Source organism: Bifidobacterium sp. LH_730, assembly GCF_056355835.1.
The window spans coordinates 1-21841 of the sequence record NZ_JBKETB010000020.1; the positions used below are offsets into that span (position 1 = coordinate 1).

15 protein-coding genes and 3 pseudogenes are annotated in these 21841 nt (G+C 63.2%); 9 read left to right on the forward strand and 9 right to left on the reverse strand.

The window, feature by feature from the left end:
* Positions 1–47: 47 nt before the first annotated feature.
* On the reverse strand, positions 48–284 hold the full coding sequence (locus AC1AUD_RS13205; protein ID WP_476574842.1) for a helix-turn-helix domain-containing protein: 237 nt from the start codon (positions 282–284) through the stop codon (positions 48–50).
* Between the two features lie 90 nt (positions 285–374).
* On the opposite strand from AC1AUD_RS13205, the gene AC1AUD_RS13210 reads away from it, so the two are divergent.
* The gene (locus AC1AUD_RS13210; protein WP_476574843.1) at positions 375–785 is read left to right on the forward strand and encodes a helix-turn-helix domain-containing protein; all 411 of its coding nucleotides are present in this window, start codon (positions 375–377) and stop codon (positions 783–785) included.
* Here AC1AUD_RS13210 and AC1AUD_RS13215 read toward each other — a convergent pair.
* From AC1AUD_RS13215 to AC1AUD_RS13225, 3 genes and pseudogenes are all read right to left on the reverse strand, one after another.
* Positions 748–879 (reverse strand): annotated as a pseudogene (locus tag AC1AUD_RS13215) (helix-turn-helix transcriptional regulator); the annotation flags it as partial. The gene AC1AUD_RS13210 and the pseudogene AC1AUD_RS13215 sit on opposite strands and share 38 nt — an antisense overlap.
* A 216-nt stretch (positions 880–1095) precedes the next feature.
* Positions 1096–3402 (reverse strand): annotated as a pseudogene (locus AC1AUD_RS13220) (ABC-F family ATP-binding cassette domain-containing protein); the annotation flags it as partial.
* Between the two features lie 83 nt (positions 3403–3485).
* A complete protein-coding gene (locus tag AC1AUD_RS13225; RefSeq protein WP_476574844.1) occupies positions 3486–4214 on the reverse strand; it encodes a type 1 glutamine amidotransferase in 729 nt (242 codons plus the stop codon).
* Positions 4215–4372: 158 nt separating this feature from the next.
* Between AC1AUD_RS13225 and cysS the strand changes: the two genes are divergently transcribed.
* From cysS to rimM, 6 genes are all read left to right on the forward strand, one after another.
* A complete protein-coding gene (cysS, locus tag AC1AUD_RS13230) occupies positions 4373–6004 on the forward strand; it encodes a cysteine--tRNA ligase (RefSeq protein WP_476574845.1) in 1632 nt (543 codons plus the stop codon).
* A 310-nt stretch (positions 6005–6314) separates the two neighbouring features.
* Positions 6315–7964 carry a signal recognition particle protein gene (gene ffh, locus AC1AUD_RS13235; protein ID WP_476574846.1) on the forward strand — a complete coding sequence of 550 codons (1650 nt, stop codon included), beginning with the start codon at positions 6315–6317 and terminating at the stop codon, positions 7962–7964.
* 323 nt (positions 7965–8287) lie between these two features.
* On the forward strand, positions 8288–9262 hold the full coding sequence (locus AC1AUD_RS13240; RefSeq protein WP_476574847.1) for an endonuclease/exonuclease/phosphatase family protein: 975 nt from the start codon (positions 8288–8290) through the stop codon (positions 9260–9262).
* Between the two features lie 378 nt (positions 9263–9640).
* Entirely contained in the window at positions 9641–10120 is a 480-nt protein-coding gene (gene rpsP, locus AC1AUD_RS13245; protein WP_476574848.1) for a 30S ribosomal protein S16, read from the forward strand.
* 113 nt (positions 10121–10233) lie between these two features.
* Entirely contained in the window at positions 10234–10467 is a 234-nt protein-coding gene (locus AC1AUD_RS13250; RefSeq protein WP_033891569.1) for an RNA-binding protein, read from the forward strand.
* Positions 10468–10824: 357 nt separating this feature from the next.
* Entirely contained in the window at positions 10825–11472 is a 648-nt protein-coding gene (rimM, locus tag AC1AUD_RS13255) for a ribosome maturation factor RimM (RefSeq protein WP_476574849.1), read from the forward strand.
* A gap of 16 nt (positions 11473–11488) precedes the next feature.
* Here the strand turns inward: rimM and AC1AUD_RS13260 are convergent, their stop codons facing one another.
* The 4 genes from AC1AUD_RS13260 to AC1AUD_RS13275 form a co-directional block, all read right to left on the reverse strand.
* The gene (locus AC1AUD_RS13260) at positions 11489–12970 is read right to left on the reverse strand and encodes a glycoside hydrolase family 140 protein (protein WP_476574850.1); all 1482 of its coding nucleotides are present in this window, start codon (positions 12968–12970) and stop codon (positions 11489–11491) included.
* A 52-nt stretch (positions 12971–13022) separates the two neighbouring features.
* Entirely contained in the window at positions 13023–14267 is a 1245-nt protein-coding gene (locus tag AC1AUD_RS13265; protein WP_476574851.1) for a glycoside hydrolase family 1 protein, read from the reverse strand.
* An 82-nt stretch (positions 14268–14349) separates the two neighbouring features.
* A complete protein-coding gene (locus AC1AUD_RS13270) occupies positions 14350–17181 on the reverse strand; it encodes a family 78 glycoside hydrolase catalytic domain (protein WP_476574852.1) in 2832 nt (943 codons plus the stop codon).
* Positions 17182–17275: 94 nt separating this feature from the next.
* Positions 17276–18586, reverse strand: coding sequence for an MFS transporter (locus tag AC1AUD_RS13275; RefSeq protein ID WP_476574853.1), 1311 nt, complete (start codon positions 18584–18586; stop codon positions 17276–17278).
* A 177-nt stretch (positions 18587–18763) separates the two neighbouring features.
* On the opposite strand from AC1AUD_RS13275, the gene AC1AUD_RS13280 reads away from it, so the two are divergent.
* Both AC1AUD_RS13280 and AC1AUD_RS13285 read left to right on the forward strand, forming a co-directional pair.
* Positions 18764–19660 (forward strand): IclR family transcriptional regulator, encoded by an 897-nt coding sequence (locus AC1AUD_RS13280; protein ID WP_476574854.1) that lies wholly within the window; start codon positions 18764–18766, stop codon positions 19658–19660.
* 112 nt (positions 19661–19772) lie between these two features.
* Positions 19773–21296 (forward strand): glycoside hydrolase family 43 protein, encoded by a 1524-nt coding sequence (locus tag AC1AUD_RS13285; RefSeq protein WP_476574855.1) that lies wholly within the window; start codon positions 19773–19775, stop codon positions 21294–21296.
* A gap of 380 nt (positions 21297–21676) precedes the next feature.
* Here the strand turns inward: AC1AUD_RS13285 and AC1AUD_RS13290 are convergent.
* Positions 21677–21841, reverse strand: a pseudogene (locus AC1AUD_RS13290) (carbohydrate ABC transporter permease); the annotation flags it as partial.

Below are 21841 nucleotides of genomic sequence, written 5' to 3' on the forward strand. Positions count from 1 at the left end.
CGCAACCGGCCACACAGCCAGCGCATACAACACTTTGTAAGCCCAACTCACCGCGAAACCTCCAACGGCTCACGGCCAAGAAGCGCGTCCACTGAGACATCGAAATAATCGGCAATCTGTTGAATCTGGCAAAGTGTAAACACGTTTTTGCCGTTCATCTTCAACGACATGGCAGCGGGCGTAATATGCAACTCTCTAGCCAGCTCAGAGCGTGAAACGTGGTTGCTATTGCATAGCAAGTCAATGGCCGTGGCAGCGCCAGCGGCGACAATCATTTTAGTCATACCTAAACACTAACACATATTTAAGTTATGCCTAAATAAATTTAAATGCGCAATGTTGTTAGTGTGTTTAAGTGGTGCTAACATGTAAGCATGACTAAACAAGCTGAAATGATTGAAATACCGGGCATCGCCCTTGAGGAAGTCATTAGCCGAAATATTCGGCTCGCACTTCTGATGCGGTCAAAAAACCAGTCCGACTTAGCGCGCAACTTCGGCGTGTCGCCGGCGACGATCTCGCAGAAAATGCACGGCGTTATCGCGTGGACTATCGCAGACGTTAGCAAGGCGTCTAGGTTTCTGAACATTTCTCCCGGCAAGTTCTTGGAACCTAACGGCCTGTTATCCACAGACACGGGAGACGATGAAGACGGCGACGGCGGCAGCAATGCCACGTTGCCGTCCATCATGGGGCCACGTTATTTAGTGATGCCTGACGGCCAGCTTGGTGGCGCGGGTGCTAATACATCTCGGGATATGCCTTCCCGGATTCCCATTTGCTAATCGACTGGCGGGAGACGCCCAGGAGCATCGCCAAACGCTCCTGCGTGAGGTTGCGGCTGGCGCGCAGGTGCTGAAGATTGCTGGAGAAGCTCATCGGACTCCCCTCCTTCGTGATGGTTACAGCGTATGACCCCACTATGCCCTGTCAGCGTCTCTCCGCGCCACCAACTTGCGAGCGCAACAGCCCAAGCGCAGCGCAACCAGCGGTTGCATCCGCGTCATTTCAACGGTTTTGCGACGGCTTGAACCATATGAAGAGACTCCGAATCAACCGTGTCAACACGCGTCCCGGAGCGGCGTGGCGCAACCCCTACTCCAGCTGTTCCGACAGCTCCATCCACTCCATCTCCAAGGACTCGTTCTCCTCAGCGAGGGTCTGAAGCTGTTCGTTGAGCTTGCCCAGCCCCACGAAATCGGACGGGTCGTGCGCGGCCATCTGCACCTCCAGATCCGCCTTGGTCTCCTCCAGCTTGGCGAGCTTGCGTTCGATGGCCTTGACACGCTTCGAGGCCTCGTGGAACTCCTTACCGCTGAGCTTGGGAGCGGCGTCGGATGCGCCGGACTCCCCCGCGCTGGCGTTGGCGGTCGCCTGCGCCGCCCCTGCGGACGCGGCAGACGAGCCGGAACCGCCGGTAGCGACACCAGCGGCAGTTTCGAATTGCGCGGCTTCCACCATCTTCAGATAGTCATCCACGCCACCGGGCAGATGATGCACCTTGCCCCCGATCAGCGCGAACTGCTGGTCGGTGACGCGCTCGAGCAGATACCGGTCGTGCGAGACGACGATCAGCGTGCCAGGCCAGGTATCAAGCAAGTCCTCCATGACGGCGAGCATGTCGGTGTCGAGGTCATTGCCGGGCTCGTCCATGATGAGCACATTCGGCTCGTCGAGCAGGATGAGCAGCAATTGCATGCGCCGCTTCTGCCCACCGGACAGGTCGCGGATCGGAGTCATAAGCTGCGCGGATTCAAAGCCGAGCCGTTCCATGAGCTGGCCGGGGGTGACTTCCTTGCCGTCGACGATATAGCTGGGTTTGTATCGACTCAGCACTTCCTTGATCTTGTATTTGCCCAGGGACTCAAGTTCGTCGAGACGCTGGGAGAGCACGGCGAAACGCACGGTTTTGCCGATATTCACATGCCCTAGGGTCGGGGTTATCGTACCGTCGAGCAGCTTGAGCAGCGTCGATTTGCCGGCACCGTTCGCGCCGACGATGCCGATGCGGTCGCCCGGCCCAATCAACCAAGTCACGTCATCCAAGACCTTGCGTCCCTCGACCATCACCTTCAACGCGGCGGAAGTGACTTCCTCGCCGTCAGCCCGGATGGAGGTGCCACCGTCGTCATGCGGCGTCGCTCCATTCCTGCTGTCATTCTGAGCGGAGCGCAGCGAAGTCGAAGAATCCCCTCGATTGCCCGCATTATCTCCACGCAGCGAGGAGGAACCACCCGGTACCGTATTGACGCCATAGCTAAGCCTTGCCTCTTCAGCGGCGCGTTCGATGGCCTGCCGATGCGCCTCCGCAGCCTCGGCGGCACCCGGCACGCCGGCATCCACCAGCCTCGGGTCCCCCATGTCATCGACGGCCACTTCGACCGAACCGAAGACCTGCGGTTCCGCATACAGCGAAGGCACCACATCCACCTGTCCCGCGGAAGCAGCGAGCTCCGCGGCACCCTCGTCAAGCCCGGACATGTCGCGCGTGTGTTCGAAGACCTGCGTGACGTCGATCAGATCGACGACCTGCTTGCCCAGGCGCGAGGTCGCCATCTGCTTGAGTTCCAACGTGTTGCGCACCGGAGGCACATCGGCAATGAGCTCGCGCGCGGCTTTGACGTGGAACTTCTGTTTGGTGGCGCGCGCCCGCGCCCCGCGCGTCAGCCACGCGAGCTCCTTGCGCGCGAGATTGCGGCGCTTGGTCTCGCGCACATCGGCCTGACGGTCGCGCTCGACGCGCTGCAGCATGTATGCGGAGTACCCGCCCTCGAAAGGATCGATGACCCCGTCGTGGACCTCCCACATCGACTCGCACACCTCATCGAGGAACCAGCGGTCGTGGGTGACGAGCAGCAGCGCGCCGGCCCCCTTCGCCCAGCGGTTCTTCAGATGCTCGGCGAGCCAATGGATCGTCACCACGTCAAGGTGGTTGGTGGGCTCGTCGAGCGCGAGGATATCCCAATCGCGCAGCAGCAGGCGCGCCAGATCGGCGCGGCGCCGCTGACCGCCGGACAGCGAACCGATCTTCGCTTCGAGGCTGATGCCGCCGAGCAGCGCCTCGACGATCTCGCGCGAAGTATTGTCCGAAGCCCACTCATAGTCGGCGCGTCCCTCAAGCGCGGCCTGACGCACGGTGGCTTCGTCATCGAGCGGATCGCGCTGGTCGAGCATGCCGAAGGTCAGTCCGCCGCGGCGCGTCACACGCCCCGAATCCGGCTCCTGCGTGCCATTGAACAGGTGCAGCAGCGTGGATTTGCCATCGCCGTTGCGGCCGACGATGCCGATGCGGTCCCCCTCGAAGACGCCCTGCGTCACATCCGTGAATATGGTCTTCGTGGCAAAGGCCAGCGAAACGTGTTCCAGTCCAAGGTCATATGTCGGCATAACGCACCAATCTAGCGCGACGGCCGTCCATGCCCGGTTCGGGAGCCGCTATCTGCGAACACCGAGATCCATCCCGATGAGCGCAAACACTCTCACAACTATCTCTGCAAGGCGCGCGCATAGCCGCTGCAGCGCGCCGCGAACCCCGAGAACACGGCTTCGGCCAGCGGCTGCAACCGCAGGTCGTATTCCTCGAATTCCTCGCGCAGCTGCGACTTGGACCCGCCGGCCTTCTTCAGCGCCTTCACCATCGACGGCTCGTCAAGCCATTCCTCAAGCACGCCGCGTGTGACCTCAAGATGGAACTGGAGCCCGAGCGCCGAACCGACGCGCATCGCCTGGACCTTCGTGCCTTCCGAACGCGCGAGCAATTGCGCCCCCTCGGGCAGCGACACCACGTCATTGTGCCAGTGCAGCACATTGAGCTGCTTGTCCCACATCGAGAAATAGTCATGCTTGTCAACGCATTTGATCGGTCCGAATCCGATTTCCGGCGCCGGCCCCTGAGTCAGTTTCGCGCCCAATGCCGTCGCAATGATCTGATGGCCAAGGCATACGCCGAGCACCGGCTTGCCGACGGCGATCGCGGCGCGCACCAGCTTGGCCTCGGCCTTGAGCCCCGGGTGCTTGTCGAAATCCATGGCCCCCATCGGTCCGCCCATAATGACCAGTCCGGACACCTCGTCGAAATCCGGCAAATCCGGCTTCTTCACGTCCACGATGTTCAGCGTCTGGTGGGCCACTCCGAGATCGTCCAGATTCGTCGCGATGCGTCCCGGTTTTTCCCATGGGACGTGCTGGAGGATAAGCACCTGTGGTGAGGTCATGGTCTCTATTGTGGCACGGAACGCGGAATCATGCGCGCAAACGGGCGCACAGCGACCGCATAGTCCGGTCAGACATCTCCCATCCGACTCGTGTCCCTGTTCCCGCCCCAGCACTCGACGCGACCGCTATGTCGCGCTCCCTGCATACCGTTGGGGCTATGGGAACCCTTGAAGAACCGCGAAATTCCAAGCCTTCCGTGTCGTCCGCGGCCGCCGGCCTGCGCCTCTACGACACCGCCTCCCACACCGTCGCCGCCTTCGTGCCGCTCAAGCCGGGGCGCGTGGGGATATACGTATGCGGCGCGACGGTGCAGTCCTCCCCGCACATCGGGCATATCCGCGCCGCCGTCGCCTTCGATGTGATCCGCCGCTGGTTCGCCAAGCTGGGATATGAGGTCACTTTCGTGCGCAATGTGACCGACATCGACGACAAGATCCTCGACAAGGCCGCGGCCGCCGGCGAGCAGTGGTGGGCGCGCGCCTACCATTACGAGCGCGAGTTCACCGAGGCCTACGACACGCTCGGCGTACTGCCGCCGACCTACGAGCCGCGCGCCACCGGGCATGTGACGGATATGGTCGCGCTGATCCAGCGGATCCTGGACAACGGGCATGGTTATGTCGTGCGCGACGCGGACGGCAAGCCGACCGGCAATGTGTATTTCGACGTGGCGTCCTGGCCGCATTACGGCGAGCTGACGCATCAGAAGCAGTCCGCGGCCGCCGGCGAGACGGACGAGGCCGCCGCCGTGGCCGACCGCATGGGGCCGTCCGTCGACGCGGCGGGCGATGACAAATATAATCCCGTCGATCCGGCGGATATGTCGCCCGACAAGCATGACCCGCGCGATTTCGCGCTGTGGAAGGCGCCGAAGGACACCGATCCCGAGGACGCCCGCTGGTCCACGCCTTTTGGCGTCGGCCGGCCGGGATGGCATATCGAATGCTCGGCCATGTCGCACCGCTATCTGAAGGATGGGTTCGACATCCACGGCGGCGGACTGGATCTGCGCTTTCCGCACCACGAGAACGAGATGGCGCAGACGCGCGCGGCCGGCTGGGATTCGGCGGCGCATTGGATGCACTCGGCGTGGGTGACGGCCAAGGGCGAGAAGATGTCGAAGTCGCTGGGCAACGGCCTGTCGGTGCCGGCGGTGCTGGCGGCGAACTCGCCGTGGGTGGTGCGCTATGCGCTGGGCGGCGTGCAGTACCGGTCGATGCTCGAATGGAGCGACCAGACGCTGGCTGAGGCGAAGGCGGCCTATGAGCGCGTGTCGAATTTCATCGAGCGCGCGGGCGTGGCCTTGGGCGAGCAGCCTTCCCGCGAGGAGATCGCTGGCGTTGGGGCGGATGAGCTGTCTGCTGATTTCACGGCCGCGATGAACGACGATTTCAATGTCTCGGGCGCGACCGCGGCCGTGTTCACGGCTGTGCGCCAGGGCAACACGCTGCTGTCGAAGCTGGCCGATCGTGCCGATTCCGAAGCGGCGAAGGCCGAGGTGCGCGCGATGCTGGTCGCCGTGCGCGCGATGCTTGACACGCTCGGGCTCGATCCACTGGCCGAGCCGTGGGTCTCCTCGGGCATGGGCAGTGACGTGACCGGCGCCGAGGGCAGCATCTCCCCGGAGCACGCCGCACTCGATGCGCTGATCTCGGCTCAGCTCAATGCCCGCGCCGAAGCGCGCAAGGCACGTGATTTCGCAAAGGCCGACGCGATTCGCGACGAGCTCAACACCGCCGGCATCGCCATCGAGGATGGGCCGACCGGCTCGACGTGGTCGCTGTCCTAGATTTCCTTCAAAACGGTTTTTGCCCCGTCCATCCGAACAGTTGGCGGATGAGGCGAACAGTTGGCACGGTTTCGCCGGTATCGCACCGTGATATCGGCGAAATTCGAGGGCCGCTCCTCCATGAAGCAACCAACTGTTCGCCTCATCCGCCAACTGTTGCGGGCGCTGCCCGTCCTCATCCGTGGACGCCATAATCATCGCCGATCGCCCCTCGTTCCCGTCGATGCCAAGCCATCGTCTGCCGGGTCTTCCGGATATAACGCCGTAGACTGGCGCGCGTTCCGCACCGACGGCTAGACTGAGGGGCATTATGGCAGCATTTAGTTCTTTGACTGACAGGCTCTCGAATGCGTTCAAGCATCTGAAGAGCAAAGGCAAGCTTTCCGAAGCCGACATCGACGGCACGATCCGCGAGATCCGCCGCGCGTTGCTCGACGCCGACGTGGCGCTCGAGGTCGTGCGCTCCTTCACGGCAAGCATCCGCGAGCGCGCCCTCGGCACCGAGGTGTCCGAAGCCCTCAATCCCGCTCAGCAGGTCGTCAAGATCGTCAACGAGGAGCTTACGGCGGTGCTCGGCGCCGGCGTGGATCGTCCGCTGAACTTCGCCAAGCAGCCGCCGACCGTCATCATGCTCGCCGGCCTGCAGGGCGCCGGCAAGACCACGCTCGCCGGCAAGCTTGGCTACTGGCTCAAGGATTCCGGCCACACGCCGCTGCTGGTGGCGGCCGATTTGCAGCGTCCGAACGCGGTCACGCAGCTTCAGGTCGTCGGCGAGCGCGCCGGCGTGCCGGTCTACGCCCCGGAGAAGGGCGTGCAGTCCGATGGCGGCGACGCGGTGTCCGCTCCCGGGCAAACCACCGGCGATCCGGTGAAGGTGGCCCGTGATTCGATCGCGCTGGCCCAGCAGAAGCTCTATGACACGGTCATCATCGATACCGCCGGCCGCCTGGGCGTTGACGAGGAATTGATGCGTCAGGCGCGCGATATCCGCGACGCCGTGAACCCCGACGAGATCCTATTCGTCATCGACGCGATGATCGGTCAGGATGCGGTCGCCACCGCGAAGGCCTTCGACGAGGGCGTGGACTTCACCGGCGTGGTGCTGTCCAAGCTCGATGGCGATGCGCGCGGCGGCGCGGCCCTGTCGGTCGCGTCGGTCACCGGCAAGCCGATTCTCTTCGCTTCCAATGGCGAGGGATTGAAGGACTTCGAGGTCTTCCACCCCGACCGCATGGCCTCCCGCATCCTCGACATGGGCGACATCCTCACCCTCATCGAGCAGGCGCAGAAACAGTTCGACGAGGAGGAGGCCCGCAAAGCCGCCGCGAAGATGGCCGAGGGCGAGTTCGGCCTCGACGACTTCCTCGACCAGCTGCAGCAGGTGCGCAAGCTTGGTTCGATGAAGTCGCTGCTCGGCATGATCCCCGGCATGGCGCAGCATCGCAAGGAGCTGGAGCAGTTCGATGAGCGCGAAATCGACCGCACCGAGGCGATCATCCGCTCGATGACGCCCGAGGAACGCCGCAATCCCAAGATCATCGACGGCTCGCGCCGCGCCCGCATCGCCTATGGCTCCGGCGTGACGGTTTCGGCCGTCAACGCGCTGCTGCAGCGCTTCGAGCAGGCCGCGAAGATGATGAAGCGCATGTCGAACAAGGCCGGTCTGGGCGGCGGCATGCCCGGTTTCGGCGGCCCCGGCGGCAAGAAGGGCAAGGGCGGCAAGAACAAGCGCAAGGGGTCGAAGTCTGGCAATCCGATGAAGCGCGAGGCCGAGGAGAAGGCGTTGCGCGACAAGCTCGCTGGCAAGACCTCCGGCGGCAACGGCTCCGGTTCGGCCTTCGCCAAGAAGCCGCAGAACCCGGCTCTGCCCGCCGGTTTGCAGGAGATGATGGACAATGCCGGCGACGGCGATATGCCCATGGTCCCCGGCGCTGGCTTGGGTGGCCTCTTCGGTCGCTGATTTCAGATACGGAAATACGCGAGGGGCGGTGACGGACCGGACGGTTCGCCACCGCCCCTCGCCGTCATATAGGCGATGCGCATGCGGAGTCCCATACTTCCGCAGCGTTACTCCCGCGCCACCACATGGAGCCTAGGTAACGCTTAGCGGCCCCTCAGCGTTACCTAGGCTCCACAAAGCGGCACGAATGTAACGCCGAGGGCAATCACCGTTACCTAGGCTCCATATACTGGAGCGTAGATAACGCTTAGCGGCCCATTGGCGTTACCCCAGCGCCACAAAGCGGAGCGAAGGTAACGCCGATGGGTGGAGGGAAGCCGGATATGACCATCGCATTGGGAATGAGCATCGCATTGGAAGTCTGCACGGCGCTTATCTTCGCATGGAGCCTGCTGCCCTATCTGCCGGCTGGGGCGGACGGGCGAGCGCCGCTTCCATATCTCATCGCGCTGCAGCCGTTCCTCTCCATACCGGCCGTGGCGTTGTTCATCGCAGGCTTCTGGATCGAACCGGGATTCACCGGTTTCATAGCCCTCGCTCTGATGTGGACATTCATGCCGGGACTGCGATACCGGTTCCAACGCACCCAGCGCCTCCCACGGGGCAAGCGCACGCAACGCGGCGCAACGATCCGGGTGATGACATTGAACTGCCGGTATGGCCGCGCCGACGCGGATGCGATTGTGCATGCTGTGCGCGAACGGCATATCGATGTGTTGGCTTTGCAGGAGATGACCGCCGACTTGGTGACACGGCTGGACCAAGCCGGGCTGTCCGACCTGCTTCCCCACCGTCAGCTGGGCCGCGATCTGGAGGAAGACAACGGCGGGTTCAACGGCATCTTCAGCGCGCGAGAGCCCGAACAAACGACGCAAAGCGCTGTTCCGGCGATGCCCGCCGCCGACGTGCCGGCCCTCACCGTCGACGGCGTGGCATTCGCCTCGGCCCATCCGAAGTCCCCGATGCGAGGCTGCCGCGAATGGTCCGATGGCATCCGGGCACTGGCGAAGCTCGGCAGGGAGGCCGGCGGCCAAGCCGTGATCCTCGGCGATCTCAACTCGAATATCAACCATCCAAGCTTCAACGCGCTGCTGCGCGACGGAAAGCTCATGGACGCCGGTCAGGAACGCCCTCAACTGAGCATGCCGACCCCGACTTTCCCCCGTTGGACCAAGTGGCCACGCATCACGCTCGACCATGTGCTGGTCACGACCGGGCTCGAACCGCAGGTTCCCGAGGCCATCGAGATTCCCGGCAGCGACCATCTGGCGCTGGTCACCGCCATCACCCGGGCATAGCCTCTGCGCCTGCGCCTCATCCCGAGCCATCATCCGCACGAGACAGTTGTTCCAATCGCATTTTGTGTACTTGGTCGATATATTGTGTACCCGCTCGTCGGTTCTCGGCAGGGTTCGGCGCCATACCAGGCCGGCCGTCTGCGGTGGCGGTACACAATACGGCCTCGAAGTGCACAAAATGCGATCGAGTCGGGATGGGCGCGCCCCGTAGCAGACCATACGTCTGGGTTCGTCGCCCCCACCGGGCTATACTAGGGCAGTTATTCGAATCGCGTGGCGCCCTCTACACCCCGCGGTGCGAGGAACGCGCGTCCATGGCGTACGCCAAGCCCCACTTGGCAAAGCCACGGCGCAAACCAATGCATAAGGAGAGCCATTTTGGCAACCAAGATTCGTCTGAAGCGACAGGGCAAGAAGTTCTACGCCTTCTACCGCGTGGTCATTGCGGATTCCCGCAAGAAGCGCGATGGCAAGGTCATCGAGGAGATCGGCACCTACGATCCCAACACCCAGCCCTCGACCATCAAGATCGATTCCGAGCGCGCCCAGTACTGGCTTGGTGTCGGCGCCCAGCCGTCCGAGCCCGTCTTCAAGCTGCTCAACATCACCGGCGACTGGCAGAAGTTCAAGGGCCTTGAGGGTGCCGAAGGCACGCTGAAGACCGTTGAGGCCGGCCCGGATGCCGCCGCCCGCGTGGAGGCCGTCGAGGCCCAGGCCCAGAAGCTCAAGGCCGCCAAGTCCGAGGCCGACGCGAAGGCCAAGGCTGAGGCCGAAGCCGCCGCTGCTGCCGAGGAAGCTCCGGCCGAGGAGGCCGCTGAGGCTCCCGCTGAGGAAGCCCCGGCTGAGTCCGCGGAGTGACGATCCGTCGGCGAGTGTCCAACGGATACTTCGCCGACACACTTGAGACACAAGGCGTTCTGGCACCACTAGACTGGAGCCAGAACGCCAATGCATAGGAAAGGCAGTGCGATATGCTGGCTCAGGCCGTGGAACATCTCATCAAGAACATCGTTGATTTTCCGGACGACGTGTCCGTGAAGTCCCATGAGAATGCGCGCGGCGAACTGCTGCGGGTGCGTGTGAATCCGGAGGACATCGGCCGCGTGATCGGCCGCTCCGGCCGCACGGCCAACGCGATCCGCACGGTGATCCAAGCGCTGTCCGACCACAAGGTGCGCGTCGACATCATGGACGTGCGCCGCTGACGCATAACAGACGCGCCTAGCGCGACGAAACCCCGATGGTATGCAACATGCCATCGGGGTTTCGTCATTTCCGGCCTTGGCGGCATCCCTGCATACGGTTTTCCACAGATTGACGAACCCCATGCGGAAAACCGTATATGTGACAGGGGCCAGATGTACGGTCTTCCGCAGGTCGACGGCACTCATGCGGAAAACCGTAGATAAAGCATGGGTTACATATACGATTCTTCGCACGCTGACGAACCTCGTGCGGAAAACCGTATGCGAAGCATGTGCTAGATGTACGGTTTTCCGCACAGGCACCGTCAGACGACTTGATTCATGCCGGTATTCCGGCCCTACGGTAGACTGCACAGCATGACGGAACAGCATGTGGATTCCCCGATCCCCTCCCCCGACGCCGACAGCTCCGATTCCCTCGATTTACTGCGGGTCGCGCGCATCGGACGCGCGCAGGGCATGAAGGGCGAGGTCACGGTGCAGGTGTTCACCGACGAACCTGAATGGCGCTTCGAACCGGGTTCCGTGCTGTTCTCGCGCGACGGCAGCCGGGAATATGAGGTCGAGTCCTCGCGCACCTTCAAGAACCGGTGGATCATCAAGCTCGTCGGCTGCGACGACCGCAACGCCTCCGAGGCGCTGAACGGCACCGAACTCTATGGCGAGGCAGACGATCCCGAGGATATGCTCGAGGCCGACGAATGGTATCCGAAGGACTTGATCGGGCTCGAGGTCCATCTCGCCGAGGGCAATAGCCTGGGCGCGCCAGCTGGCCCCGACGTGCCGCCGTTGGGCAAGGTCGTCGACGTCATCAACGGAGCGGCCCAGGACCTGCTCAAGATCCGTCTGGCCGAGCCGGTCACCGTCAGCACCGACAAGGACGGCGAGCCCGTCGTCGAGAAAACCGCGCTGGTGCCGTTCGTCAGCGAGCTGGTTCCTGACATCGACCTCGAGGCCGGGCGTCTCACCATTGATCCCCCGGGCGGGTTGATTCCGGGGTTGTGATCGTAAAGCCCCGATTTCACCAATCGAAGACCTTGTCGAGGGACGACGATTCCGGCATGCGATGGTAGATCCGAGCTTGCACGGGCACGTCGCCGGCCTCGCGGGAGACAATCAGCACCCAGTCGTTTCCCGGTCCGGAAGTCGGCGCGCACAGTGACACCGGTTCCGCCTCGGCAGAGGATGGCGCGGCGCTTATCCCGATACGCGCGGGCTTTTCCATCGCCTGGCCGGTGCCATCGCACACAGCGCCAGTACGTGGGTCGTACCACCATATCCAGGCCTCGGACCAGCCAGCGGGAAACGCAAAGTCGATTCGACCGCCGGACGGCAGATAGGCATAGCATCGCGAGTCATCCGTGATACGGCAGGCCTCGATATGCAGCTCGGTCGATTGTGTCTCACCAGCCGGCTGACGCACCAAACCGTTGTCGGGCACGCAGGTCATGATCCGGGTGCCGTCCATGAACGCACGCAGATGACGTAGCTGATTGGCGCCTTCGGCATCCAGGGCCTCGAACCAATCCTCGACGAACATCTCGTTGCGTTCCTTCTCGGATATCGACGGCCATACCGAACAATGGCCGTAGGTGTATCCGAAGGCACCGGCGAACAAGCTCCAATAGGCGCGCCGCCGCACGGTCCATGCTCCATGGCGGGCTCCGCTCGGCGGCCAGCTCGTGGGCATCATCTCATAGGCAGGCTCGCCGTCCCACACCGGTCGGGCGACCGGACGCGCACGTTCGGCGGCCATCAACTCCCAGTTCTTGGAATCGCCGCCGTGCCCGGACTGCACCATGTCAAGGGCCAGCCAAGGCTCGTCATCGGCCCAGAAGGTCATCGCAGCGCATTCATCCTGATTCACACAGCTGGGATGATAGGCGATCGGCAGGTCGCGCCATTGCTCGCGCGGCGCATCGAACCGAAGCTCGCGACCGAGCACACCAGCGGCCAACCCCTCGGCCATGCGACGCCACACCGCACGGTAGTCATGCCCGCGGTGCACCGGCTGTCGGTCACCGCCCAGACACCAAATGATGCCGTTTCGGTCGCAATAACGCGCCCCGATCCACCGGGCGAAGTCATAGGCGTTCGATTCGTCAACGGTGATGTCAAAGACACCGCCCATCCAGTTGTCGCCCACGACCAGCTGGCCCCACACCGGCAGCAACAACACATGGAAGCCATAATGCTCGGCGCGGTCGAGCACCCAGTCGAGATAGGCGAAATATCGTTCGTTGGGCTTGGTGAGGTCGCCGTCGATCAACGCGGGTTCGCCGGCAGGAGAACGCATGAGTTCATCCCGCTCCGGGTCGAGCGCGACGATCTGCAGCACGGTGAATCCCTGTTCCTTGCGCCGCTGCATGAAGTAGTCGACATCGTCGGCCTTCATCCGTTGGGGCATGGTCCACGCGGTGTCGGCCAGCCAAGTGAACGGCTGGCCTTGAGCATCGACCAGATATCGCCCGTTGTCCGAGACTCGCAAACGCTGCGTTCCCATCGCGGTTCCTTTCATCATGCTGATGCATGGCGAGACATCCGACGCCCGCCGATCAGAGCACCGGCGTCAGTTCCTTGACCATGTCGGCGTAGACCTTGGCGCTGGGCTTGGCGATTCGATCGTATGTTCCGCCCTCGCGATCCACGGTGTAGAGTCCCAGCTTCGAATCGAATGCGGAGATCCACTCGAAATTGTCGAGCAGCGTCCAGTGGAAGTATCCGAGCACCGGCACACCGCGGTGCATCAGGCCGACGAGCTGAGGCAGGGACCGATGGATGAAATCGCAGCGCAGCTCGTCGTCATCGGTGGAGATGCCGTGTTCGGTGACGACGATTGGCAATCCGGTCAGTTCGTGGATATACGTGACGGCACCAGCCAAAGAACCAGGCTCGACAGGAGTGCCCATGCCGTTGACAGGTTCGCCGTCGGCGGCCGGAATCGGACCATTGTCGCCGTAGACAATGCGCTCGTAGTTCTGCACGCCGATGAAATCGTCGCCCTTCACCACATCGGCCCACTTGTCATAGCAGGCGGTGCGCTTGGCCTCGACGATGGCGCGTCCGGCAGAAGTGGCCCAATCGTCGTCAATGACCGACAGCGACAGTCCGACCGGCACCCCGGGAGCGGCGGCACGCACGGCTTCGACGGCACGGCGGTGCGCACGCGCCTGCCCCGCGTCCATCTCGTCGAATTCGTCGATGTCCTGCACATTGCCGAGGCGATAATGCTCCACGCCGGCCTTGGCGCTGGCCGCGGCAAGCACCTGTTGCTGGAAGGCGAAGGCCTCGCGCGGCATCGCGCCATGCGCCAGGATCTGCGACAGATTGGGCTCGTTGAAGGTGACGACCATGGACACACGGTCTCCGATGCGCTCCATGACGCGCGTGGCTTGGTCCGCGAACCAATCGGCCGCATGGGGATTCATCCAGCTGCCTTCCTTGGCGAACCAGTGCGGCGCGGTGAAATGGCTCAGCGTCACGGCCGGGGCGATGCCACGCTTGAGGCAGCCGTCGACCATGCGGTCATAGTGGTCAAGTCCGGCCTCGTCCACGATGCCACGTTCGGGCTCGACGCGGCACCATTCGACGGAGAACCGGTAGGCATTGAGACCCATGTCGCGCACGCAATTCAGGTCATCCTCCCAGCGTTCCCAGCTGTTGCAGGCAATGCCCGCCGGCTCCTTGAACACTGTGGGTTCGACATGCTCGATGAAGGTGGTGTCGGAGTTCACGTCACCTCCATCGACCTGATGGCCGGCGGTGGAAGCGCCCCAAAGGAAGTGCTGAGGGAAGGTCATGATGGCTCCTTGCTGTGATGTGTTGTTGTCAATGAATATTCGTTATGGATATGGATAATTTCGTGTGCGCTTCGTCGCGATCTCAACGAGATCGGTCAAGGAACGCCTGGGCCGCGGCGACGATGGCATCGGCCCCTGGCACATAACCTTGGTTGGCCGCGATATCGGGAATCCGATCAACCGGCGCATCAAGCCATTGCCTGGCCGTTTTCGCGAAGGTCACATCGGGATCCGGGCCGGCGTAGACCGGAGAACCGCATTCGGCGAGGACCTGGGTCAGCCCGTCCATCAGCATCGGATCATCGATGACATCGCGCACGGTCATGCTGTCGCACACCCGTCCGGTCGTGGCGCCGATGGTCTTTCCCATGCCCTCCACATGCCAGACGCGACGACTAACGACATCGTGAACAGGAGCGGCACCGGGGAGCCGCACCTCGGCCGTGACGCCAGCCGGCAGTGCAAGCTCGAGGTCCAGCGCATCGCCGTCAAGCCGCCATGACACCTCGACGTCTCCATAGGGAGTGCGTTGACGGGCCTTGGCATGACTCAGCCCAGATCCGACGACCGGCTTGACGAGCACGGTGCGCCATGCGGGCGACGTGGCCTTGAGCCCGGCGACGCCAGTGATCAGCCAATGCGCGATGGCTCCAAGCGCATAGTGATTGAAGCTGGTCATCTCCCCCGGGTTGATGTCGCCGTTCGGCAGCATCGAATCCCAGCGTTCCCAGATCGTCGTGGCTCCCATGCTGACCGGATAGAGCCAGGAGGGGCAGCGGCGCTGAAGCAGCAGACGCATGGCGACGGCGCCGGCGCCGCTTTTCTCAAGCGCCTCACAGACCAGCGGGGTGCCGAGGAAACCAGTGGAGATGCGGTATCCGGATACGCGGATGATGTCGGCGAGTCGACGGCCGGCGCCGTTCCGCTGCGCGTCGGTGTCCAGCAGATCCCATGCGATGGCCATCGCATATACGGATGCGCAGTCGGAGAGTATCGCCCCGTTGGCGGTGACGTATTCGTCTCGGAAGGCCTGGGCGACGGCGTCGGCCAGAGCGCCGTATCTCGCCGCGCCTTCGCCATCGCCGACCGCCTCGTGCGCCTGCGCCACCAGCCGCGCGGAATGCGCGAAGTAGGCGGTGGCCACGATGTCGGGATCGGCCTTCGACTTGCCGGGATCGTCGACCGGCGCATCCGGGTCGAGCCAGTCGCCGAATTGGAACCCGCCCTGCCACAGATGGTTGTCGCCGGCAAGCCGGTCCACGCCGTCGACGAAGGCATCCATCATCGCCAGGAAACGGCGCAACACTCCAACGTCGCCGGTGGTTTCGTAGATTGCCCAAGGCACCAGCACAGCCGCGTCTCCCCACCCGCAGGTGAGCTTCGGCCCATCGAGCACATCGGGCACGACCACAGGGATGCCTCCATCTGCGCCCTGGTCGGCGGCCATATCCTCCAGCCAGGAGCTTAGGAACGCGGCGGCGTCGAACAGGCTGGTCGCGGTGGGGGCGAACACTGCGATGTCGCCGGTCCATCCGAGACGTTCGTCGCGCTGCGGACAGTCGGTGGGCACGGTCAGGAAGTTGTCGATGGCGGACCACCGGGCATTGGCGAACAGCCGGTTGACATCCTCGTCCGAGCATTCGAAGTCGGCGAGCGATTCCATGTCGGCGGAGACAACGAGGGCCTGGAAATCCTCCGGCCGAACCTGCCCAAGTCCCTCCACCTCAACATAGCGGAAACCATGCTGGGTGAACAACGGTTCGACCGTCTGCCCGTCGGTGCCGTCGAGGATGAATTCGTCGGTGGCCTTGGCATTGCGCAGAGGCCGTGTGCCGAGCTCCCCGTGCTCCAATACCTCGGCATGGCGCAGGACAAGCCTGTCGCCGGCATCGGCGCCGTGGACGACGGCACGCACCCATCCGGCGATGTTCTGGCCGAAGTCGAGGATGTGTTTGCCCGACGGTGTGACGATCACCTCACGGGCGGGCAACACGTCGATAATGCGCGCGGCGGGAGCCTCGGCCGGAACGATGGCGGCCCGCGGCATGGCCATCGTTTCGACGGCCGCTCCCTCCCCTTCGCCGAGCAACGGCAGACGGGTGTCCGCACACTGGCCGTCGTAGAGGTCGTTGGACAGGATGTTCGAGGAGAGCCAACGCCATCCGTTGTCGGTGCCGATTGTGTGATCGCCATCGGCATCGTGCCATCCGAGTTCGGCGAGCAGCCACAGCGCGTCGCCATACACATTCGTGCGGCAGCCCCAGGTGAGCTTGCCTCGGTACCAGCCGTTGCCGAGCACGACGGCAAGCTCATGCTCGCCGGGAGCCAGCAGCTCGGTCACATCATAGGTGAACGCGGCAATGCGTTTGCCATATTCGGTCCATCCGGGGGCAAGCTGGTCGCGACCGATGCGATGGCCGTCGACATAGGCGACGAACACGCCTCCGGCGGTGATATGAAGCCGCCCATGGTCCACTCCCGTGCCCACGGTAAAGCGTCGCACCAGCACAGGGGCCGGGTCCTCGCGCCGCACCGTTGCCCCCGGGGTGACGGGGACAGCGTTCCAATCGGCATTATGCAGTAGCCCGCAGGCATAGGATCGCGGTTCGGACCAGTCGGACCAGTCGCCATCCGCGTCCGCCACGCGGATTCTCACCGTCGCCTCCTGCCGGGAATCGAGCGGTTGACCGGGCCATGCGACGGCGACGCTGCGAGTTCCTTCGGATCCTTCGAGCTCATGGACGACGGAGTCGCCTCCGACAGGGGTCACCTCGATTTGAGCACGGGCCTGGGTCCATTCCTCGGGCGCGCCCACGATCCTCCAAGACAGGGACGGAGTGGAATCGCCGCCCGACAGCACGTCGGTTCCCGCTTGATGATGGGCGAAGCGGATATCGGTCACCTGCAACGTCATATCAGTTCCTTTCCATGCCCCGGGGCCGAGCGAGCCCAAGCCCCGGGATCGGTGTCTGCGTTGTGTTCCTATGCCTGGCGTCGAGGTCAGGATCTCACTTGACGCCCCTGACCAGCGGCATCATGGCGGCGGCGACCAGCGCGGCCACTGCGGCGACGGCCCAGAAAAGCATGTAGTTGGGCGTGGTGGTCTGACCGATCTTGAGGATGAACGGGGCCATGGCCGGGGCGAGCATCTGACCGATGCTCAAAGCCACAGCGAACATGCCCATGTCCTTGCCGGCATCCTTCTGATCGGGCAGCACGGAGGCACACAGCGCCAGATCGACGGTCAGATACATGGCCTGGCCCATGGCGAAGATCAACCAAGCGATGGTGAACTGCACGAAGCCGTGCGAAGTGCCCGCCAGAATCAAGGAAATCGCCATGAGGATGCCGGCGGCCATGACCATCGGCTTGCGACGCCCGAACTTGTCGGACAGCCAGCCGGAGCAGGTGAAGAAAAGCACGGAGACGGGAGCGGACATCAGCGTGAGCAGACCGGCCTTGGCACCGATGTCGTCCAGCGGCACCTTCATGACGTCGATCATGTAGTAGGTGAAATAGCTGAAGAGCGCGGCGATGGTGAAGCCGGTCAGGCAGCGGGTGATCCACACCCACAGGTAGTTGGGGTGCTTGCGAGGGCTGACAAGCATGCTGCCGAAGACCTCCTTGAGGTCCAAGGCGGGCACTTCGGACTTCTTCTTGACGGGATCACGGTAGAACAGGAGCAGGGGAATGGCAGTGAGCAGACCCAGTGCGACGGGCGTGATCATAAGCAGAACCGGCACACGCACGAGGGCGCCGGCGATATAAGTACCGGCCGAGGTGGCGAGGGCTCCGAACATGCCCATGAAGCCCATGACGCGGGCACGGTAGCGGTCGGGAACGGCCTCGACCGGAATGATGCTGTAGGTGCTGAAACCGCACTGCATGCCCACAACGCCAATCACATAGGCGATGCCGATGATGACCATGTTGTCGATCAGACCGACGCAGGCGCAGGCGATCAATGAAATCACCAGACACCCAAGGATCCATGGACGACGACGGCCGAAGCGGCTGGTCGTGCGGTCGGAGAGCGCACCGGCCAATGGCACGGCGAAAAGGATCACGAAGCTGCCGATGGCGGTGATGCGGCTGTAGTAGTCGTTCTTCAGGTCGGGTGCGATGGCAGCGATGCGCAGCGACAGGCAGGTCGCCAGCGTCATGCACATGATGTAGAGGCCAACGGCCGCAATCAGCACCAGTGCGATAGTGCGCTTGGGGCTGCCATATTCCTTGACGATGCGATCGTAGTCGTCCTCGGTCTCTGCCGGCGGCGCACCCTGCGCTTCGGTGGCCGGCGAGATGGTGGTTTCGCTCATGGTCGTTCTCCTTCGAACAGTGTCGATATGGACAGATGGGATTACCGGCGGCCTGTGGTCGCCTCACCGCGTTGTGTGGTTCCACCCGTTGGCATCGTTATACGGGAGTGACTCGCACGCCGAAAACAAGATTTCCACTCAGCGGAAAAAACGGAGGCGTCCCGGTATGATGTGGATATGAGCGCGCAATCAGAAACCGCCAGCACCGCAGCAGGCGCAAGCAACGCTGAAAACAGCCGGATCAGCGTGATTCAGCGCACCTTTGCGATACTCAACTGCTTCACCTCGGAGACCCCGACGCTGACGTTATCGCAAATATCGCAACGCACTGGATTGGCCCCGAGCACCACCAGCCGCATGCTGGCCGAGCTACGAGAAGTGAAGGCGCTGGAACGAGACGCCGAGAAACGGTATTCCATCGGCCCGGGTCTGATGGAAATCGCACAATCGGCACGTCCGATGCTCACAATTCGCGAAACCGCCTCCCCGATACTCGACGACCTGAGCAATATGACTCATCTGCACATCCAGCTCGGCTCACGCGATGGCGATGAGATGGTCGTGCTCGACCGACGCAACGGCAAACAGCGGTTGCCGGTGTTCTACCACATCGGAGACCGACTGCCGCTCGTCCCCACGGCCACCGGACGCGTGCTGCTGGCCTACGCCGACCCAGCCGTGGTAGAACGCGTGCTTGACGGAGGCAATTTCATCTGGCCCACCTTCGATTCGCCCCGTCCGCCGGTCGAGGTCATACTCGCCTCGCTCGAGCAGATCAGGCGCACACAGGTCATCGCACTCGAACCGCCCGGCGCACCGGTGAGCTCCGTAGCGGCGCCGATACGAGGCCGGACCGGCGCCGTGATCGCCGCCGTCGGCATCGTCGTCAAAACCGGCACCATGCCATTGCCTCGTTTGACCCAACTGGTCAAGGCCGCCGCAACCGGCATCACCCGCCAGCTTGCGGGACCCGCCCCGCAACGCGTTCTGCCGGCCTGGGGAGTCGAGCCCGGTGACGCCGGGCCTAACGGCGAGCCCTGGGCAGATGTCGGACGGCACCCTCCGCACACATAGAACGGGCAAGATATTTCCACTCACCGGAAATTCATATACCTTGCGCACTACGCCCATCTATCGTGGACGCATCGACCCCGGCACTGCCGGACATCCCACGCAAAGGAGCGCCATGCGATACCGCAATCCCGTCATCCCCGGATTCCATCCCGACCCAAGCGTCTGCCGCGTCGGGAATATGTATTACCTAGCCTGCAGCTCCTTCCGATACTCCCCCGGCGTGCCGCTGTTCGAAAGCGACGATCTGGTCAACTGGCGGCCGATCGGCCACTGCCTGACCCGCTTGAGCCAACTCGACCTCACCGAGAACCCCGAGCGCCCAGGTATCTTCGCGCCGACGCTGCGCCATCACGACGGCCGCTGGTACATGACCACCACCGACGTGGGCGGCATCTGGAACTTCATCGTCTCCACCGATGACATCCACGGCGAATGGTCCGACCCGATCCGCGTGGACCAGGGAGGCATCGATCCTTCGCTGCTATTCGAGGACGGGCACACGTATTTCATGTCGAACGGGGCCGGAGACGACGGCACCAAAGGCATCGCCCTGTGCGAGATCGACATCGAGACCGGCACGCGCCTGACCCCGAGCCGCACGATTTGGATGGGAACCGGCGGTCGCTTCCTCGAAGGACCGCATCTCTACCGCATCGGGGATTGGTATTACCTGCTCGCCGCCGAGGGCGGCACCGAATACGGACATATGGTCACGCTGGCACGCAGTCGATCCGTTTGGGGACCTTATGAAGGCTACCCCGGCAATCCGATCCTCACCAACCGCGATCTGGGCGGCGAAACGCTGCAGGGCGTGGGCCACGGCGATCTCGTCGACGATGGGCATGGCAACTGGTGGATGATGCATCTCGGGTTCCGGCAGATCGATCCCTTCTCCCCCTACCATCACCTCGGACGCGAAACGCTGCTCACACCGGTCACCTTCAGCCCTGACGGATGGATAACCGCCGGCGACGAAGCGCACCCCGGCGCAGCTGCGCTGAGCATCGAGACCGATCGACTCCCCGAGGGACTGGTTCAAAAGCCAATCGATCCGGTGACGTTCTCGGGAGCGGATTGGGCGGATGGATGGAACCGGCTGCGCACCCCATCCGACGACGTCTATGACTCCGGAGACGGATGGCTCAAGCTCACCGGCACTGCCGTGACCTTGGACACGCCAGGCTCACCGACCTTCCTGGGCATCAGCCAGTGCGACTTCCAAGCGGATATCTCCTGCATGGTGACAGTCGCGGAAGGCGAAGCCGGATTGACCCTGTTCATGGACGATGAACATCATTACGATCTGGCGGTTCGTCGCATGGGCAACGCCACCAGCGTGATGCGGCGGACCAGCGTGGGGGACCTCAAGGTCGTCGACACGGTGGCGGCATTCGATGGCGAGCCGGCGGCGGTACGGTTGCGCGTCGAGGCGCGCGCAGATCGATATGAGTTCTTCGCTGCGCTGCCGGATGGTCAGGAAGTGCGTTGCGGCACGAATCGCGCCAAATACCTATCCTCCGAAGTCGCGGGTGGATGCTTCGGCACGATGATCGGGCTTTATGCGCAGTCTCTTTCCGACGAATGTTGCACTGTGCCTGCGCTGTTCACCGATTTTATGTGCCGATACGAGGACTGAGAGCCGTCGGTTGACGAACTTTAGAAGTTCGCCAACCATTTTTTGTCGGGTTTGGTTGTTTGGTTGTTTGGTTGCGTTTGGTTTGGTGTCCGGGACGCTGCGGCGGATATATGCCGCTCGACACACTCAAGGCCGTTCGGCCAAGCCCACGGTCGAGCAACATATATCCGCCTCCGGTCCCTCGAAACGTCCGGTTCCGCAGAAACGTCAGTCCCGCTTTATTGCCCCCCCAACGCAACCTTGGCGCTGGAACGGAGGGGTGGGGTCGGGATATGCCATGTCAGACCGTAAGGACTTGGCCAGAGCGGCCCGGAGCGTGTCGGACATGGCATATCCCGACCCCGCCCCGGACACACGCACCGGCCCAAGCCTGCGTCAGCTCATTCCTTGACTGCGCCGGCTGCGAGTCCGGACTGCCAGTACTTCTGCAACAGGAGGAACGCGATCACCAGGGGGATGATCGTGATCAATGATCCGGTGATGACCAGGTTCTGGATCGCCTGGCCGCCCGCCGTCGAGGCCTGGTCCTTCCACTGGTTCAAACC

Bases quoted from the DNA above. Each gene is read 5' to 3' on its own strand.
- rimM (WP_476574849.1), top strand. From the start codon at position 10,825: ATGACGGAACAGCATGTGGATTCCCCGATCCCCTCCCCCGACGCCGAC.
- AC1AUD_RS13205 (WP_476574842.1), bottom strand. From the start codon at position 284: ATGACTAAAATGATTGTCGCCGCTGGCGCTGCCACGGCCATTGACTTG.
- AC1AUD_RS13225 (WP_476574844.1), bottom strand. From the start codon at position 4,214: ATGACCTCACCACAGGTGCTTATCCTCCAGCACGTCCCATGGGAAAAA.
- ffh (WP_476574846.1), top strand. From the start codon at position 6,315: ATGGCAGCATTTAGTTCTTTGACTGACAGGCTCTCGAATGCGTTCAAG.
- AC1AUD_RS13210 (WP_476574843.1), top strand. From the start codon at position 375: ATGACTAAACAAGCTGAAATGATTGAAATACCGGGCATCGCCCTTGAG.
- AC1AUD_RS13275 (WP_476574853.1), bottom strand. From the start codon at position 18,586: ATGAGCGAAACCACCATCTCGCCGGCCACCGAAGCGCAGGGTGCGCCG.
- AC1AUD_RS13240 (WP_476574847.1), top strand. From the start codon at position 8,288: ATGACCATCGCATTGGGAATGAGCATCGCATTGGAAGTCTGCACGGCG.
- AC1AUD_RS13260 (WP_476574850.1), bottom strand. From the start codon at position 12,970: ATGGGAACGCAGCGTTTGCGAGTCTCGGACAACGGGCGATATCTGGTC.
- AC1AUD_RS13265 (WP_476574851.1), bottom strand. From the start codon at position 14,267: ATGACCTTCCCTCAGCACTTCCTTTGGGGCGCTTCCACCGCCGGCCAT.
- AC1AUD_RS13270 (WP_476574852.1), bottom strand. From the start codon at position 17,181: ATGACGTTGCAGGTGACCGATATCCGCTTCGCCCATCATCAAGCGGGA.
- cysS (WP_476574845.1), top strand. From the start codon at position 4,373: ATGGGAACCCTTGAAGAACCGCGAAATTCCAAGCCTTCCGTGTCGTCC.
- AC1AUD_RS13280 (WP_476574854.1), top strand. From the start codon at position 18,764: ATGAGCGCGCAATCAGAAACCGCCAGCACCGCAGCAGGCGCAAGCAAC.
- AC1AUD_RS13250 (WP_033891569.1), top strand. From the start codon at position 10,234: ATGCTGGCTCAGGCCGTGGAACATCTCATCAAGAACATCGTTGATTTT.
- AC1AUD_RS13285 (WP_476574855.1), top strand. From the start codon at position 19,773: ATGCGATACCGCAATCCCGTCATCCCCGGATTCCATCCCGACCCAAGC.